This window comes from Enterococcus sp. DIV0170, from assembly GCF_051710765.1.
Lineage (GTDB): Bacteria > Bacillota > Bacilli > Lactobacillales > Enterococcaceae > Enterococcus_A > Enterococcus_A raffinosus.
Genome location: NZ_JBIOLG010000002.1, coordinates 112,355 through 130,321, shown reverse-complemented (window position 1 = coordinate 130,321; position 17,967 = coordinate 112,355). Strand labels below are relative to the sequence as shown.

14 protein-coding genes are annotated in these 17,967 nt (G+C 40.8%); 1 reads left to right on the top strand and 13 read right to left on the bottom strand.

Annotated features, from left to right (window positions below; translation table 11 throughout):
• Window positions 1-75: 75 nt before the first annotated feature.
• On the bottom strand, window positions 76-1,824 hold the full coding sequence (locus IGI50_RS16295; protein ID WP_438777699.1) for a glycoside hydrolase family 13 protein: 1,749 nt from the start codon (window positions 1,822-1,824) through the stop codon (window positions 76-78).
• A 644-nt stretch (window positions 1,825-2,468) separates the two neighbouring features.
• Between IGI50_RS16295 and abc-f the strand changes: the two genes are divergently transcribed.
• Window positions 2,469-3,962 (top strand): ribosomal protection-like ABC-F family protein, encoded by a 1,494-nt coding sequence (gene abc-f, locus IGI50_RS16290; protein WP_438777698.1) that lies wholly within the window; start codon window positions 2,469-2,471, stop codon window positions 3,960-3,962.
• 41 nt (window positions 3,963-4,003) lie between these two features.
• Here abc-f and IGI50_RS16285 read toward each other — a convergent pair whose 3' ends face one another.
• The 12 genes from IGI50_RS16285 to hypD form a co-directional block, all read right to left on the bottom strand.
• Window positions 4,004-4,591: a DUF3841 domain-containing protein gene (locus IGI50_RS16285; RefSeq protein ID WP_438777697.1), complete on the bottom strand. Its 588-nt coding sequence runs from the start codon at window positions 4,589-4,591 to the stop codon at window positions 4,004-4,006.
• Entirely contained in the window at window positions 4,567-5,124 is a 558-nt protein-coding gene (locus IGI50_RS16280; protein ID WP_438777696.1) for a DUF3841 domain-containing protein, read from the bottom strand. The genes IGI50_RS16285 and IGI50_RS16280 overlap by 25 nt, the downstream gene beginning before the upstream one ends.
• Window positions 5,125-5,166: 42 nt before the next feature.
• A complete protein-coding gene (locus IGI50_RS16275; RefSeq protein WP_438777695.1) occupies window positions 5,167-5,865 on the bottom strand; it encodes a GntR family transcriptional regulator in 699 nt (232 codons plus the stop codon).
• Window positions 5,866-6,066: 201 nt separating this feature from the next.
• Window positions 6,067-7,530, bottom strand: coding sequence for a glycine betaine uptake BCCT transporter (locus IGI50_RS16270; RefSeq protein ID WP_338289384.1), 1,464 nt, complete (start codon window positions 7,528-7,530; stop codon window positions 6,067-6,069).
• Window positions 7,531-7,592: 62 nt separating this feature from the next.
• On the bottom strand, window positions 7,593-8,912 hold the full coding sequence (grdH, locus tag IGI50_RS16265; RefSeq protein ID WP_338289382.1) for a betaine reductase selenoprotein B: 1,320 nt from the start codon (window positions 8,910-8,912) through the stop codon (window positions 7,593-7,595).
• A 50-nt stretch (window positions 8,913-8,962) separates the two neighbouring features.
• Window positions 8,963-10,288, bottom strand: coding sequence for a glycine/sarcosine/betaine reductase component B subunit (locus tag IGI50_RS16260; protein WP_028021151.1), 1,326 nt, complete (start codon window positions 10,286-10,288; stop codon window positions 8,963-8,965).
• A gap of 96 nt (window positions 10,289-10,384) precedes the next feature.
• A complete protein-coding gene (gene grdD / locus IGI50_RS16255) occupies window positions 10,385-11,542 on the bottom strand; it encodes a glycine/sarcosine/betaine reductase complex component C subunit alpha (RefSeq protein WP_028021152.1) in 1,158 nt (385 codons plus the stop codon).
• 4 nt (window positions 11,543-11,546) lie between these two features.
• Entirely contained in the window at window positions 11,547-13,082 is a 1,536-nt protein-coding gene (gene grdC, locus IGI50_RS16250) for a glycine/sarcosine/betaine reductase complex component C subunit beta (RefSeq protein ID WP_438777694.1), read from the bottom strand.
• Between the two features lie 80 nt (window positions 13,083-13,162).
• Window positions 13,163-13,627, bottom strand: a complete 465-nt coding sequence (gene grdA, locus IGI50_RS16245) for a glycine/sarcosine/betaine reductase complex selenoprotein A (protein WP_148405765.1) — start codon at window positions 13,625-13,627, stop codon at window positions 13,163-13,165.
• Between the two features lie 43 nt (window positions 13,628-13,670).
• Entirely contained in the window at window positions 13,671-13,988 is a 318-nt protein-coding gene (gene trxA, locus IGI50_RS16240) for a thioredoxin TrxA (protein ID WP_438777693.1), read from the bottom strand.
• Between the two features lie 50 nt (window positions 13,989-14,038).
• Window positions 14,039-14,968 (bottom strand): thioredoxin-disulfide reductase, encoded by a 930-nt coding sequence (trxB, locus tag IGI50_RS16235; protein WP_438777692.1) that lies wholly within the window; start codon window positions 14,966-14,968, stop codon window positions 14,039-14,041.
• Window positions 14,969-15,557: 589 nt separating this feature from the next.
• On the bottom strand, window positions 15,558-17,960 hold the full coding sequence (hypD, locus tag IGI50_RS16230) for a trans-4-hydroxy-L-proline dehydratase (RefSeq protein WP_438777691.1): 2,403 nt from the start codon (window positions 17,958-17,960) through the stop codon (window positions 15,558-15,560).
• Between the last annotated feature and the right edge of the window lie 7 nt (window positions 17,961-17,967).

The following is a 17,967-nucleotide window of genomic DNA, read 5'->3' as shown; positions in this document are numbered from 1 at the left end:
AAATAGAACCCCTTTATCCTTGATTCATTTACTATATTCATCTTTTTACTTTTTTCCAATTAAAGCGACTCGTAATCAACGTTCTTCAATGATAAATCCGTTTGGTTGCAATTGGTAACCGTTGTTTTCACGGTAATTTTGACCAAATACCCGTCGTCCTTCTTTTTCTACTTCGTAATACTCTCCTTGATTAAAGGTCGCGGTTAACGTTGTCTCTTTATAACTACGTGTTAGTGAGAATGTTTTTTTATCATCATCATAATGCCAAGTCATTGTTCCATAGCTGAAGACTTCAGAGAATTGTTTTCGCAATGCAATCAGCTGTTTGAAAAAGTTTCTTAGGTCTTCATCCTGATCCTCCCAGACCATACACCGTCGACAGTCAGGGTCCATCTCGCCTTCCATCCCGACTTCCGTCCCATAGTAAATACAGGGGGTTCCCTTTTGGATAAACATGAAGGTCAGCACCGATTTCATTAATTCCTTGTTTCCATTACATAAAGTCAAAATTCTTGGTGTATCATGGGAATCTAAGAGATTGAAGCTGACCTCATTGGTTTGATCGCGATACAACAGCTGTTGCCGATTCATACCAAAAATCATTTGTGAGATCGAGATCGTCTCCTCAACAAAGAACGCCTTGATATTGTCGGTAAATGCGTAATTCATTACCGCATGAAACTCATCTCCCTCTAGCCAACGCTGTGACGAGTGCCAAATTTCTCCCAAAATGTACAAGTCTTCCTTTTGGCGTAAAACGGCTTCATGAAATTCCTTCCAAAAGTGATGATCCACTTCGTTGGCCACATCTAGCCGCCAGCCATCAATATCAAACTCCCGAATCCAATAGGTGGCAATTTCCAATAGATATCTCTGAACTTCAGGATTCGCCGTATTGAGCTTCGGCATATTAGGATTGAAGCTGAAGGTGTCATAAGTGATTTCCTTAGCGTATTCTGAATCAGGAATTGCCTTATAACGCGGTGGAAAGGAATCAATATGAAACCAGTCTGCATACGCTGAATCTTCACCGTGCAAAATGACATCTTGCCATTGATGGGAACTCGACCCTAAATGATTGAAAACCGCATCCAGCATCACACGAATGCCGCGTTCATGAGCCTTTTCCACTAATTCACGAAAAAGCTGCTTCGTTCCAAAGTGCGGATCAATCTCATAGTAATCTACCGTGTCATACTTGTGATTCGAAGGTGAGGTAAAAATCGGACAAAGATACAGCCCGTTCACACCTAAATCCTCTAAATAATCTAATTTATCAATAATCCCCTGCAGGTCACCACCAAAAAAATTCGTGCGCGTCGGTTTTTCACTTCCCCAAACAAGAGTATCCTCTGGATCGTTAGAGGGATCGCCATTGTAAAAACGCTCTGGAAAAATTTGGTACCAAACGGTTTTAGCTACCCAATCTGGCACTTTAAATCGATCAATCTCTTGAAAATAAGGCATTCTGAAGTACAAATAATCCCGTGCCAAACGATCTTCTTCTTTTTCAAAGATACCTTGATCAGTGTAAAACACCTGATTCCCAGAAAAATCTGTGATACAAAAAGCATAAGCCAAGCGATGATGCGGTGCTGTTACTTCGATTTCCCAATAATCATGTGTAGCTGTCGTATACGTTTTAGCCATTGGTTGATCCTTTTGATACCATTTTTCTTCAGCAAAAGTGTAAAAATCGCCGCTGATCAACCCCACTGTTTTTATCTCATTACGAGCGGTTTGTAAGCGAATCCGCATCACGTCTTCGCTATATAGAAACGCATACTCACTCTCGGGACGATGATAAATTCCTGCATCGTTCATCCCTCCACCTCCATTTCTGGATCGATTATACCAAATTTTCTAATAGCTCCTCCACTCTAATCAATTCCTAAGTGTTCAAAAACCATTTTTTAGCCAAAATATGCTACTATAATAATAGAAGAATAAATTTTTCTTCGCCTCGTATATCGAGGATCACTCCAGGGCGTAGCATGTTTGGGGAAGCGGCTGCGTCCGTATTTTTTTGACAAAGCCAGTAAATTTTGCTTTAATAAAGACAACTATTATTGAAACGAGGGATTATGCCATTGAAAAACTAAGCGAATGTTGGAAGTTGCAAGCTAATCTTAGATTAACGTATATCAAAGGGATTAGTGGGCAAATTTTCAGGATTGGCTTAGGGTTTCAAGGGATGGTCTCTTTTTTGCCAGTTATGCTTTTCGCAGTTTGCTTCATATGAGAAGGAAATGACCCTTTCGTGAATGTAGCGAACAAGCTTTTTTAGCAGAATGGCGAGCACAAGAAAATAGAATCATTTTTCACTTTTTGAAAAACGAATTCTTAAGCAATGAGTTAGCTGTTAGCAGTCGACTCAGAAAAAGGCTACCACCCACCCCCTAGTCCTTTCCTGAAAATTGGAACGGATTTTTTTGTTTCCATAGTGAAACAAAGAGGGGGAATTTTTTATGTCTACAATTAAAATTACACATTTGACCTTTGGCTTTGACAAGCAAGTAGATTTATTATTTGAGGATGCTAATTTGACAATTGATAGCATCTGGAAATTGGGCTTAGTTGGCCGGAACGGTCGCGGAAAAACAACATTACTGCAGCTATTGCTAGGGAATCATGCCTATCAAGGAGAAATTCAGTTTCCCCTGCAGCCGGTCTATTTTCCAGCGGCTGTTGAGGAGCCTGAACAGCTGACTTATTATGCCTTATTGGAACTGGCGGATTTTGAATTATGGGAATTGGAACGAGAAATGAACTTGATTCAATTAGACCCGCAGATTTTATGGCAGCCGTACCAAACCCTTTCTGGAGGCGAACAAACCAAGGTTTTATTAGCACTGCTCTTTACTCAAGAGAATTTTTTCCCATTGATTGATGAACCAACCAATCATTTGGATTTGCAGGGTCGCCAGCATGTTGCAGAGTATTTGCAACGGAAAGATGGCTTTATCGTCGTCAGCCATGATCGTCAATTTTTAAATCAAGTAACCGACCACACTTTAGCGATTGAAAAAAGTCAGTTAGTGCTCTACCAAGGAAATTTCGCCACTTACGAAGAACAAAAAGAACTACGAGATGAATTTGAATTGGCTCAAAATAAAAAAATCAAAAAAGAAGTGGGTCGTTTGAAGAAAACAGCCGCTGAAAAAGCCGAATGGTCTCGCTCTCGTGAAACCGACAAATACGGTAAGCCCTCCGAAAAGGGCAGCGGCGGTATTTTCGATACTGGCTTCATTGGCGCTCGTGCAGCTCGCACAATGAAGCGTTCCAAAACTATCGAACAGCGAATGTATGATCAAATCGAAGCCAAAGAAGGTCTTTTAAAAGACTTGGAAGATGTTGATCGCTTAACAATGAACTATCAGCCTAGCCGACATGGACAATTACTAAAATTAGAGAATCTAACACTTCGATATGCGGACCAGGAACTACTTTTCGCTCCCCTATCTTTTGAATTGAAACGTGGAGAAATCACTGCTTTAACTGGACCAAACGGGATAGGAAAATCCAGTGTCCTTCATTACCTATTAGGTACCTTTGAAGGAGAGGCCGACGGTGAGCTTCTTCGACCATCTGCTAGAGTCAGTTATGTACGCCAAAACTACGAAAACAATAGCGGGAATTTACAAGACTTCGCTGAAAAAAAACAGTTGGATTATTCTGCCTTTTTAAATAATCTGCGAAAGCTCGGCATGGAACGAAATGTTTTTCAAAACCGCATTGAAGAAATGAGTATGGGACAACGAAAAAAAGTGGAATTAGCAAAATCCCTCGCTCAGGAAGCAGAGCTTTATATCTGGGATGAGCCGTTGAATTATCTCGATGTCTTCAATCAAAAGCAGCTGGAAGAACTCCTGCTGCAAATCAAACCTACGATGCTGATTGTCGAACACGATCAAACCTTCCTAGAAACAGTCCAAGCTCAGCAAATTGCTTTAAAAAAATAAAAGGAACCGTCCCGAAAAAGGGCGGTTCCTTTTGTTCACATTTATCCGTTCAAAAAAGAGGCTATCCAGCTACGGCGGATTTCCCATAGTCCCCCTTGAATATCCTCAAAAGGCAGTACTCTTGTTTCTTTGATTTTAGAGTCATATTGAAAAAGTTTTTGCCAGCTCTGAACCAGCTCTGATTTCAAATGTGGATAAAAGGGCGTAGTAAAGACGTCCCCTTCATAGGCCACATTAAACTTTTTCAACTTATTTGCATATTGGCGCTCTTCCTCAACAGTTCCTAACAGACGCAAATTCAAAACCTTATTCCAATCAGACATACGAAAAAATACAATTTTTTCAATTGGAACATGCAGCTTAATGAGTTGTGCATCAGCAGAACAATCGAGATATTTCAAACTTAAGAAGGTCCAGATTCCAGATTCGGCATCCGTGGGCCGTTCAACAATTTGAGAAGCATTTTGACAGTACCATGAATACACCTGCAAAAAAGCTTGTGACACCTCACCATATTTTTCTTGAATAAAAGTACGCTCCACAATGTGTCGATCCCTTTTCAATAGCTTCTCAATAACTACTTGGCTTTGCGAAGTATAGAGTATCACCTGGTTATCTTTGTAATCCATTCTTTGCGAATTTCCCATATTGTCCCTACCTTCATCTCTCCTAGTACACTCGTGTCATCAAAAAGGCGTTCATGGCTTCGCTGAATCTTTCGTTTAATATTAGGATAAAAGGGTGTCATAAAGGCAGTGACGTCATCAATCCCATAATTATCCATCATTTGTGAATGTTCTTTCTGATCTTCTAAATCTTTAGGAATATACAGGTGATTCACAATATTCCCCCATTTATACAAATCGACAATAATTAACTGATCTTTGTCAATCTCGATTTCTATAAGGGCATTCCCTTCACTATTTTGAATGCTGTTTTCTTCCGATAAAGACACCCAAATTGGGTACATCACATCTGAAGGTGGCGAGACAAAATGTGAGGCCGCATGAACATACCATTCATAGACACTTAAATAAAGACCGCTGTGGTCTTCCATTTTTTGTTCGATATACTCTTTTTTCACAATATATCGACCTTTTTTCTCCAACACATCCAAAATAGCGCTATGTTGTTTGGTCCAAACCTTTATTTTATTTGTCATATTTCCTCCAAAACTCAGAAACAGGCAAGGAGACTCACTGTTTTAACAATCCAAACAGAAGTTTTGTTCTTCTTCTGGTAAAGTTGCTCGCACATAGTCTTGTATATGCTTATGGAACGCGCGGACCACTAAAGGTAGCTCATTCTTCCGCAAAACCTCCACAAACGCTAGATGTTCTTCCGATTTCTTTTCAAGGATTCCCAATGAAGACAAATCTTCATTCATGGCGATGAGTAACTGATAAAATAAACTCTCCAGAATTTGAGCCCTTCTTACACTCCCAGACAACTCCCAAAGGTATTTATGGAATGAAATATCTAGCGTATTCAATAAAAAGACATTATCCTCTTCATTGCGACAGCGGTTTTCTCCATCTTTCATTTCCATCGCGATTTCAGTCAACTGTTGAAAATCTTCTTCCTTAATCATTTGATTTCGTAAGATTTTTCTTAAAATCTGCGTTTCAAGTGACGTTCGAATTTCAAAAACTTCCATTATTTCAGCCGGTTCCATTTCAATCACATGGTTTCCTTTACGGGGAGAAAATGTAATCAATCCCTGTTCATTCAAAATACGCATGGCTTCCCTTACCGGAGCTCGGCTAATATTAAAATGATTTGAGATATCCGTTTCAATTAATCGATCGCCGCCTTTTAATGTCCCCGACAAGATTCGATTTTTAACATAAGATACGACCATATCGCTCAAACTCTGTTTTTCGTATCTAGGCATAATATCCATAAATAAATCAGCTCCCCTTCCGATATATCCAACTAATTATATCAGAAAGCCTTTACTAAGTCTCTTGTCGTTCGGCATTTGATCGCTTCATTCACTTCAGTCTCGCTGAGAATCCACTTTCAGCAACCTGATAGCCACGTTTGTGTTTAAATTCACATGTTGGTTTGATCTGTTATCAGTTCATCAATTAAGTAGAGGTAATCATTCTGCTTGCTTTCTCGTTTCCTGCATCAAAGCCTTCACCAGACAGACTGCACACAGCAGCATGATTACTGTTAATGGCAAGGCCGCTACGATCGAGCAGGTTTGCAGCGCATCCAATCCGCCTGTCATCAGCAAAACCAGTGCTAACAAAGCTTGAATCACTCCCCACAAAATCTTCTTGTCGTTACCAGGGTTCAAGTCGCCCTCTGAAGAAAACATTGACAATACAAAGATTCCTGAGTTAGCTGAAGTGATAAAGAAAGTACACAGCAGGCAAATCGCAATTATTGAGAAAAACATACCCAAAGGATATTCAGCAAAGACCACGAAAAGTGCAGTTTCCGTCACTTCCTTGGCCTTGTTGATAATCTCCATCTTCAGGTTCAGGCCTAAACTACCAAAGATTGAAAACCAAACAAAGGAAACCATCGATGGCGCAACAATTACTCCTAAAACAAACTCTTTAATGGTTCTTCCTTTGGAAATTCTGGCAATGAACGTTCCTACAAAAGGACCCCAGGCAATCCACCACGACCAGTAAAAAATAGTCCATGAACCAAGCCACGAATTGTCACCAAATGGATTGATCGAAAAGCTTTCTGATACAATATTATTGATATAACCGCCAAAAGAATTAGTAAAAATGTTCAATGACATAATTTTTGGTCCCACTAAAAAAGCGCCTAATAGAAGTGCAACCGCTAAAAACAAATTGATATCCGATAGCAGTTTAATCCCTTTATCAATACCACTAACCGCTGTCCAAGTATATATAACTGTCAAAACAACAATAATCACGATTTGCACCAGTCGCGTTGTCGGGATATCAAACAGATAGTTCAAACCCGAATTAATTTGCAGCGTTCCTTGACCAAGTGATGTCGCGATACCAGCTACAGTCGCAAAGACAGCACAAATATCAATAAGTTTTCCAATAGGGCCTCTGACACCCTCTTCTCCTAAAATTGGTAGAAAAATGCTGCTAATTAACCCTGGCGTCTTTTTCCTAAATTGAAAATAAGCTAAGGCCATGCCAATAATTGAATAAGCAGCCCAAGGATGAAATCCCCAATGTAAAAAGGACTTCTGCATGGCTAAATCCGCAGCTTTTTCGGTTCCGCCAAACGTAGTAAAATGATTTAACGGCTCTGCGACACCCCAAAAAACCAGTCCAATTCCCATTCCTGCGCCAAACAACATCGCAAACCACGAACGGTTGCTGTATTCAGGAACAGAGTCATCAGGTCCTAGTTTTATTTTTCCAAATCGGCTAAACGCAATAAGCAGCGAAAAGACGACGAAAGCAAACATAGCAATCAAATAGAACCAGCCAAACGTATCAACTAAAAAGGCTTTTGTATTGTTCATCGCTAGTGCAAATGGTTCGGGCGCAATCAAACCAACTAGCACGATCACAGCAGTAATTAAAAGAGAAACATAAAAAACGATATTTTTTTTCATATAAACTCTCCTCTTCAAAGTTTTTATCAGACGAGCCGGCAGTGCGGCTCGTCATTTCACTGTTAAATTTTCACTTCAAAGAGTCGAGGTTCTTCAATTTCAGTTGACAAAGCATCTAAAGCGACACCAACACGATGATATCGAAGAGCATGCTGAACCTCTTTCGGTGTGGCTGGATCTCCCAAAGGATAAGGAATTGAGATGGTTGGTACAATACGATTCACGCCTACTGTACGAGCAACTGGAATCAAGTTCGCCATTTGAACGATCGTAATTCCGGCTTTTTCAATTTCTCTGGTCATCGTTGCACCGCAACGAGTACAGGTGCCTCAGGTAGAGGTGAGAATAACGGCCTTAACACCATCTTCAATCAATTCTTGTGCGATTTCTTGTCCCATCCGAGTAGCTTCTGCTTGAGTGGTTCCTGTTCCAACTGTTGCATAAAAATATGGATAAACCCCACCAATTTTTCCTTCCTCTGCGTATTCCTTCATGACATCCAACGGCAGAACCACATTAGGATCATCATTCGCCGCAGCTGGATCAAATCCAGCGTGGATCGTCATGAACTCTCCTTTTTTCAGCTTGTCCATTGAATCCACGTTATATTTTCCCCATTTGGTTGCCGAAGCCGATTGAATTCGGTCAGGATTTCCAACGGGAACAATCCCCCCAGAAGTAACCAATGCTACTTTGATTTTTGCCAGCTCTTCTGTTGGAATAGCTGGAGCAATAGGTGCCCGTTCGGATTTTGGAATCACCAATTCCGACTGGTATTCTTCCCCTTTTATTTTTTTCAGCAGCATATTGATGACACGATCAGTCGCAGGAATCGGCGGATCTAGCCAAATTTGATCGCGAATACCGCGTCCAAAATATCCTTCCTGTTCTGCCGAATGAAGTTTTTCTCCATACAACAACCGCAACGAAAATTCGGTCATTTTTGCGACATCTTTTCGCATCGCTGCCGCACTAGCACCGCCTTTAAAAATATACATTTCCTTCTGATACATCTCGACACCAGGATTTTCTTCATTCATCGAAGTAATTGCTGGAACCCCGAATTTCTTTTGAACTGCCGAACAAATATGTCCACAGGCTGCACCGTATCGTCCTGCACGAAATGCTGGGCCGGCAAAGAAGAGATCAAATTCTTTGTCGTCTAAAAATCCTAGAATTCGTTCAATCGCTTCCTCTGTCTTTGAACCCATAAAATTGTCTCCGCAAATAACCGTATGAGTGATCTCAACCTCATCCTTCAAGGCCTTTGCAAAGGCCATTCCAGGTCCAACAATCCCTTCTCGAATTTCAGGTTCGTGACCAGCGAATTCCTCTCCGCCGATTTGACCGAAAAACTGATTAATATATAAAATCGCTTTCATATTTTTCCTCCTTTTTTCAATGGAAAGAGCCACTTATCAATAAACTATCCTTAGAATTCCACCATCGTTTTTGTCGACCAACCAACGACTTGATCTCCGCAGAACATAGCATTATTTTCCATGATGATCGATCCATCAGGTTTTACTGAAGCACCTAAAATCTCATCATTGGCCCATCCTCCAGAAAGCCCATCACGTGCCAAAGCTTCTAATTCTCCCAATACAGTTTTCATTGGAGGTAGTTCGATCAAAGTAGAAACATTTCCTGTTGATACAATTGCGTCACATTTTTCATCCATAGATACCAGTGGTTGACTCGCTCCATCACGACCGGTACATTCATTGGTTAATCCAATCGTTTTTACTCCGGCATCCTCCAACGCTACATAACAAGCAGTGAAATCAGCATCCGGGTTCCCATAACCTTCTTCAGCAACTACTGCACTGTCAGCCCCTAAACTTTTAGCCATTTGGGCAACAAACAAAGCCGCACGCTCTTTCTGCTCCAAGGCAACATTCAGATTCGACATAATGATTCCTAGAAAATTGATTGTTTTACCATGCTCTTCGTATAAGCGTTTGATCATAGGGAAATTCTGAAAATCATACGTAGACCACTTTGATGAGCATGGCATAAACGAACCGGAAATCATCGCACCATCCAACACCTCATTGGGATGCATAAATGTTGGTAACATTAAATTGCAATCCCAACCATAGTTCAAATCGTTATAGCCACTGTCTTCCATTTGCGATTGCGGCTGTAAAACAAAAACCACACTTGGTAATTTGTTCACCGCCGCCTCGCGCTTCGTAATCGGTGCTAATTCATAGGTTTCAACTTCATCTGATTTTAAGCCTTTTGTACAAGCGCCAAGATATTCTGCTAAACGCATACCTGCCCAACGTAACGCATGGTTTTTCTTTTGCTGCTCGCGCCATTCAAACTCTTCATCAGTATCTGCCACCAGCACGACATTTTTTAATTGAGAATAATACGTATACTTCGCACCTTCACCGCTCATATCGATCAATCCATCTTGGAACCCACCCCAATGTTGACCGACCACTAAAACACTCATCTCCTTTAAAGCATGCGTGACACCATCACCTGCCTGCATTAGTTTTCCTGTTACACCAGGAAATACAGGACCGCCGCCCACGCGATAACGAGGTTCTACAGCTTCTTTCACAGGAACTAATCGGACCTCATCACCTGGCTTTACAATATGCAAATCTGCTTCAGTAATATGTTCATCTTCAAAAACAACGTCTAACGCTTCCTTCTTATTTACAGTCAAAATTCCATCGACATATTCCGTTTTTTCACCGAATTGAATATCTTTAACATGAAAATTTGCGATATCTAATTTCATTTGCTTGCTCCCTTCTCATTTCATGCAGCTCTTCTAGAGCCCCTAATTGCCTCTATTAATATCTGAATGGATTCTTTTCCATCCTTTCGGACAAAGTCAGCGTCCTATATATCCTGAATCTGCCAAAATATTCTTAGCCTCTGACAAACGTTTTTCTGCAATCATTACCACTGGCCCCGTACACCCCATACCGCTCTCAGCGTAAATTCCATGCTTCCACAACTGTTGAACCGCATCCTCAAGATCAAGAATTTCAACCCCATGAATCTCTTCGGTAACAATCTCTTTCTCAGGTTGAGCAACGGTTTCTTGTACTTCTTCTTTTTGCGCTTGAACTCCCTTTAATAATGCATCCAATGATGCTCCTTTCAGCTTTTCAAATTCCGTTTTTTGGATCTGGATAAAGTCTCCGCGAATCAGCTCATCTGCAAATTCGATTGCACCACTCACCACTGGCGCACCTGATGCACGGGAAACAATCATAATCAATTTATCCATCTCCTCTCCTACACCAGGTCCATACCCAAACCCCAGAGCTTCATAATTGCCACCAGTATTATAGGAAGAAAAGATTTTTTGTAAAATATTTCCCGTCAGAGAATCCATCACCATGACATCGCAAGTTCCAGCAAGCAAATCATTTCCACGCATGATTGCTCCGCCATCACTGCGATTAGACTGCGCAAAATGAATCGGATAACCATTTTCTGCTAGCTGCTTTAAGACAAGCTCCGCCTGGCGTACACCGTCAATATTCAATAAACCTATGGTTGGTTCTGCAACACCACAGGCTTTGGCTGTAATAATGCCATATAAGGCATTTTTCACTAATGCTTCTACCCTATTCAAAGCGGATGTACCTGTAGTCGTTGCCAGATACATATGCTTTCCCTTAGCCGGAGTAATAACACGACCAACAGTAGAAACACCGATTGGAAATGAATAGTGCATCGTTACCCCCGCATCCACTATTCCCTCTGCCAAAAGCGCTTCTAGCTTTTTATGCCCTTCATCCGCGTCTGAAACTAAGCAGCTTTCAATCCCTGAATAATCAATTTTTCGTGTTCCGATAACCTTCACAGAGATACCTTTGTCCGCGGCATTTTTTGCTGCTTCGACCAATTCTGCTTCGTCATGCTCACTGCCTAAAGCAGTCAAGGCTACTGTTGATGAAACACTTCGACCAGTTTCTAGTGTATCCGCGAGCTCTTGAAACACATCAGCGATCATCTGTTTTGTCTCTTTTCCGGCCATAGAGTTATTCCTCCAACTTTCCAGCAAGATGATTCGCAAAATCTCGTAAAGATTCACCAATCATTTGCTTAATTTGTGCTTCAGAAACTGACTCTTCCTGTTTCCCACTATTTTTTTGAATCACGAAGGATATACCGTCAAACAAATTAGTCATTCGTCCTAAGAATAGACTCCCTTTTCCTACAAACATCGCTCGGTTGATCTCACCGGAAAGAATATCTTTTTGAGCGAAGCCTAAATACGGAATACCAGAAGGAATATGACCTTGCGTTGGTGCCCAACCAACCATTCCGTGTTGCTTGACGAAATCCGGGAGGTCAGCTTTTTGTATCTGACCTTTCATTACTGCCAGAGCACCGATCATTTTGTAATTTGCTTCAGGTACATTCCCTGCACCTGCCGGTTTTGTAATATCTGGATTCTGCATTTCTACAGAGTACTTATCAATGTCCGTTAGTTTTAACCCTGCCTTCTCTAATGGTATGCTCGTCAAGGAGGAAATCACTTTTTGTGGAGAAGCCCCAGTGCCAACAGTATGCCGTCCCACAATATCAATATTCAACTCTGGGCTAACACCGTCATTTTCGGAAATCAATACTGCGAAACTTGCGACGCAATCCTCTAAGATTGGAATATCTTTACTTAAATGATCCTTCCCGTTCATCCCTAATTTCGCCGTCGAACCGCCCGCGCAAACGATTACATTTTTAAATACTCCAGATTTCACCAAAGATGCCGCCTGAATCAGTGCATGGGTCGGGCCAGCACAAAAACCGCGAACATCGCTGCCTGTTGCATTTTCCAAGCCAGCCATTTCCGCTGCTGCTTTTGCAAAGTTCCCGCCCCCGCGCTGATTCATGTCGCCGCAGGCTTCTTCAGAACATTCCAAAACATATTCAATATCCGTTTTATTGATCCCCGTCTGTTGAAGCAAATGTAAAATCGCCATTGTACAAGAAGCTTTGGAGACAAGATTTTCAAAAATAACATGAGCAAATAAAGTATCGTCTAAATTATGAGCGGCTTTTACACAGCCGACTATCTCTCCATTAAAATAAATTGGTTCAGCCTTCTCATTTTCGATGAAACCCGAGATTTCTTCGAAAGAAACCTCCTCTGCCAGCTTTTCCAAGATCTTCTCATCCAATAATGGATGCTTTGCCAACTTATTTTTTACTGCCTTGCTGAAATCATCAGCCAATTTCACCAAGTCAAAAACATCGACATACTTCATCATGCCGATAAATTCATCTTCGGGCATGATTTCACCAAATGTTCCCTGACGTTTTTCATCAGTCTTTTTGTTATACCAAGGTGTTTCAATTGTTTCGAGTTCTTCGGGTGTCATATTGCCAATATAGACTTGGTTAGGTGGATAAGACACACAAGCCTCGTAATCTCTTAAGTGTTTCGTTATGCTTTTTAAGTATTCTGAATCAGGATCAATTTTTCTTTGAAGTGTTTGAGTAGTGCCATTGTGTACTACCATATCTGGCGTATGCGCCAGAAAATAACTCGACCCTTTCAATACGCTATACATAGAAACATCCTTTCTTTTCAAAATTGTGGAATGATACTGAACAAATCAATGTCCAGTATCATAAAAGCTGTACATTGAATCTATTCACTTACCTGACTTCGAATCGAAGACATCTCGTCAACGATATCGTCAACGTCTAATACCATTTCCATCATCCCAACTTGTTCCTCGTATAGCTCAGAGTCGATTACTTCTTTGATTTCTGGTTCAACGATATGATATACGTCAAGTCCTAACTGGACTCCTGCTAATGGACCGGCATACGTAGGGTCGCCTAAAGTTACAGTCTCAGCTGCTAATCCAGCAGCTTCACCTTCTGATGCGCCAAGAAGAACAACAATGTTCTCCGCACCAAACTCCTCTGTAAACTCTTTGACCCTCTTTTGATTTTCCAGATCCATCGCTCCCGCGGCCGTTCAGACGAAGCATTCTGTGGATGAGAACACTACATCTGCGCCTAATGGTTTCACGCATTCTTCAATGGCTTGACCAGGAACACCGTCTCTGTCGCCGAGGATGATTACTTTTTTGTCTTTCAGCAACATAATATTTCCTCCTTGTTTTTTATTATTTAATCGGGACTTCCCGTTAAATATACTTTTGAATCATTGCCTCTACATTTTCAGGTGTAGCATCATCTTTGACCAACTCTTCGATTTTCTCACCATCTTTATAAACCGCAATCACTGGGATACCAAGAATTTTTTGGCCGATAGCCACTCTTCTTGCTTTTGCAGTATCTAGTTTTGCAAATGGTAATTTCTCTCCATATTTTTCAGCGAATTCTTCAATACTTGGCATCAGGGCCTGGCATGGCTCGCAGCCTTCTGAAAAGAAATCTACCAACATTGTTCCTTCACTTTGTAACACCTCTGTTTCAAAATTCTTTTTATCTAAAACTTTCATCGCTTAACACTCCCTATCCAAATTTCTACTCCACTTTTCAATAAAAATTATTAATGACGCAAATACTTCTCCACTGCAACTGCTGCTGTTGCACCATCACCACTAGCAGTTACAACTTGTCGTACATTTTTCACACGAACGTCTCCTGCCGCATACACACCTGGAACACTCGTTGCCATTTTTTCATCGGTTTTAATATAGCCGTTTTCCATTTCAACCTTAGATTCAAAGATTTTCGACTGAGGTAAATAACCAATAAAGCTGAAAATGCCGATCAGCCCATCTTCTTCGTCCGCTTCGAAGCGGGTCGTTTCATTTGTTTCTGTATTTCGAATCGTGATAGCTTCAACAATACCGTCACCTTCAAGGCTTTCTACTACAGAATTGTAAACATAATGAATTTTCTCATTAGCCATCACCTGTTCAACTGCGATTGCATCCGCGGTAAGCTCAGCCAAATTTTGAATGATGGTTACTTTGCGTGCAAAGGTAGATAAGAACATGGCTTCTTCCACAGCGGAATTTCCGCCACCTATGACAAAAACTTCCATATCTTCAAAAAAAGCAGCATCGCAGGTCGCACAATATGATAGTCCCTTGCCCATGAAATCTTTTTCGTTCTCACAGCCGATGGGCCGAGGGAATGCTCCTGTAGCTATAATGATCGAACGCCCATGATAGTCATCTTTTTTCCCTTTGATGACTTTTGTGTCTTCTGCTAAATGTACCTCGGTGATTGTATCAGAGACTCGTTCAACACCAAATGATGCGACTTGCTCAGTCATCCGCTGAATCAGTGAACGTCCAGATTCTTTTTCGAGACTTCCAGGATAATTTTCAATCTCAGAAGTCAGGATAATTTGTCCGCCATCCTTTCCTTTTTCAATAAGTAATGTTTTTAGTCTCGCCCGACCCGCATAAATTGCTGCTGACAAACCTGCTGGTCCAGCCCCGATGATAATAACGTCATACACTTGCATAACTCTCCTTCATCCCTTTCTTTATAAAATACGATAAAATTTCAATTTCTCCCCATGTTAGCGCTTACTTGAGAACCTTCAAAAAAAGCTGTATCCTAAAACTTTTGTGATCATATGAACATACATATTCTCTATCATTTATAATCTACAGCTGCTACAAAACTATTCTATAAGGTCGATTGTCGACAAACGACTTTATCTTTAGAAACCCATTCTACCAGCATTTAGTTAACTATGCAATCCGTTTTAAATTCAATTTTTTCGTTATTTATTTTATATTTTAATATTTCAAATTTATTTTCCAAGGCAAAATTTCTTTTTAATTTATCCCTTGTTATCCTAATAACTTTTGAAAAGTTATTGTTTTCACATTGTACGTCTCTTCTAAACATATGAGATTGCCGATTTATTTATTTGTCCTCAACACCTCCTATTTTTCCTAAAAAATAAATCAGTTTTTACCTAAAAGTTTTTTGTTCTGTTTTGAAAGGGTTCTCTGTTTTTTTATTTAATCTGAACTACAAAGTTAATAAAAATCTGCATAAAAAAAGTCAGAGAATTTTTTTCTCTGACTTAATAAAACGACTCTTTAACCAAAAGCCTGCTCGGTTCTTGAGATAATCTCATCCTGTAAGGCTTTCTCCAAATTATTGAAGTAATCACTGTATCCTGCGACGCGTACAATCAGGTTCTCATACTCTTTCGGATGTTTTTGCGCTTTTAGCAAAGTTTCGCGGTTGATTACATTGAATTGAATATGATGACCATCTAATGCAAAGTAACTACGAACCAGTGAGGCCATATTGGTAATTCCCTCTTCCCCTGCCACTACACTAGGAGTAAACTTCTGATTCAATAAGGCTCCACCTGTTTTGGTTTGATCGATTTTTGAGGCCGATTTGATTACCGCTGTTGGTCCATTGCGGTCAGCCCCTTTCTCTGGTGAAATACCATCTGGTAATGGAATCCCCTTATGTCGACCATTCGGTGAAGCTTCCATGACTTGACCGAAGTATACGTGACAAGTCGTCGGTAAGAATTCAACCACTGTTTTCGAGCCCTTCGGCGTTGGACGTCCTGCGATTACTTCCTGCAGAGATTCTGCTACATCCCGTAGTAGAGTATCTGCATATTCATCGTCATTCCCATACTTAGGTGTCTCGTTATACACTCGGTCATAGATTTCATCATAGTTCTCGAAATCCGCTTCGCATGCATCTAATAATTCCTGCATTGTCATCGTTTTTTCATCAAACACATTGTGTTTTATCGCGGCTAATGAGTCAGTGATCGTTGCAATCCCCACACATTGAATGTAGCTTGTATTGTAACGAGCACCACCAGCATTATAGTCTTTACCAACTGAAATGCAATCATCAGACATCACTGAAAGTAAAGGAACTGGCATGAATTCCATGTACATTCTCTCAATCATATTATTCCCAGCGACTTTCACATCCACTACATACTGCAATTCTTTATGGAAAGCTTCAAAGACTTCTTCGTAGGTTTTCATTTTCGTGAAATCCCCTACATCGATTCCTACTTGCTTATCCGTATAATGATCGTAACCACGATTCATTGCTAATTCAAATACTTTCGGAATATTAAGGTAGCCAGTCAACACATAGGCTTCTTTACCTGCTACACCAACCTCTACACAGCCTGAACAAATACCGCTTTCTCTGGCATCGTCCACCGATTTTCCTAAATAGCTTAATTCAGCCAAGATGGCTTCTGAATTGTACATCGCGGGCTGTCCCCAGCCTTTGCGAGAAACCTTTAGCGCTTCACGTAAAAATTTCTCCGGTGATTTGCGAGAAATCTGAACATTTGAACTTGGCTGAAGCAGCTTCATTTCATCCATTACTTCTAGAATCAGATAGCTGACATCACTCACCCCGCTCGTTCCATCGGGGCGTAATGCTCCTGTGTTAAGATTACAAAAGTCGGTATAGGTCGCACTTTCTTTTAGCGTGATGCCTACTTTAGGTGGTGCTGGCTGATTATTAAACTGAATCCACAGATTTTCTAATAATTCTCGAGCTTCTTCTCTAGTTAAACGCCCTTCTTCAATATCTTTTTCATAAAATGGTTCTAAATGCTGATCTAGCTTTCCAGGAGAATAAGCATCCCAATTGTTCATTTCTACTGTGACACCGATATGAGTAAACCAGTACATTTGAATCGCCTGACGGAAGGTTTGCGGCGCATGTTCAGGTACGACATCGCAGACCTCAGCTAGCTCCAGCAATTCTTGCTTCCATTGTGGATCTGTTTCAGTTTCAGCTAGATCGCGGCATTGTTGGGCATAACGTTTCCCATAAATAATCATGCCTTCGCAGACTAATTTCATTCCTTCTAATTCTTCTCGTTTATTTAACGCTTCCATATCGTTGTTATAATCTAGTTGATCAATTTCTTGTTGAATGTCTGCTTTAAAATCGGCGAATCCTTTTTGATACATTTTTCCATCAGCTACAGTGTGGCCTGGTCCCCGCTGCATCAAAAACTCTGTATACAATCCTGCATCAAACAATAAATGCCATTCTTCCGGTAATAAACGATTCATCCGTGTCATCATCGCACGATCATGCCAATAAGGAATGATTACCTCTTCTTGGATTCGACGATCCTCTTCGCTTACACGGAAGAAAACTTTTTCACGATTGTGCATATTATCGAAGTCTTCTAACGTGTGACAGCATAGCTCAGGAAAAGTCGGAGCCGCCCAAGGTTTGTCTCCCTTTTCACCGAGAACCAGTGAGCCTTTTTCAATGTAGTTTGTTCGATTCTCCATAATATACTTGAAGGCCAACCCACGTAAAACCGGTGCGGATACTTTGCCTTCCCACTTTTTGTATGCTTCAGTCAGCAAAACTGCTCGTTCCATCGAAATACTCGGTGTACATTCTTTGTCACTGATTTCCCGCAATCGTTTAATGCGCTCTGTACTTCCCCTTCTTGTTGGTTCCAGTGTTAATTCAGTCATTGCTTTT